We start from the raw sequence: 375 nt of genomic DNA, 5'->3' as shown, positions 1-375 counted from the left end.
GCGTGAGCTGGAAGCTGAAGTTGACGCTGAGCAGAGACGTGGAGCTGATGCTGTTAAAGGAGTCCGCAAATATGAGAGGAGAGTGAAGGAGCTGACCTACCAGACTGAGGAGGACAAGAAGAATGTGGTCAGACTTCAGGATCTGGTGGACAAGCTGCAGCTCAAAGTTAAGGCTTACAAGAGACAGGCTGAGGAGGCTGAGGAGCAGGCCAACACTCACATGTCCAGACTCAGGAAGGTTCAGCATGAGATGGAAGAAGCTCAGGAGCGCGCTGACATTGCTGAGTCCCAGGTTAACAAGCTGAGGGTCAAGAGCCGTGATGCTGGAAAGACTGACATTGCTGAATAAGAGACAACATCCTGTTGACAGAGCCT

At 51.7% G+C, this 375-nt stretch carries 1 protein-coding gene; it reads left to right on the top strand.

Translation table 11 applies throughout. The features are described from left to right. Positions 1-349 (top strand): hypothetical protein (locus MN204_RS20335; protein ID WP_249872892.1); only part of this gene is annotated, 349 nt, incomplete at its 5' end. Between the last annotated feature and the right edge of the window lie 26 nt (positions 350-375).

This window comes from Oceanobacillus saliphilus, assembly GCF_023522835.1.
GTDB classification, from domain to species: domain Bacteria; phylum Bacillota; class Bacilli; order Bacillales; family Amphibacillaceae; genus Oceanobacillus; species Oceanobacillus saliphilus.
This window is presented reverse-complemented; position numbering and strand designations above follow the sequence as displayed.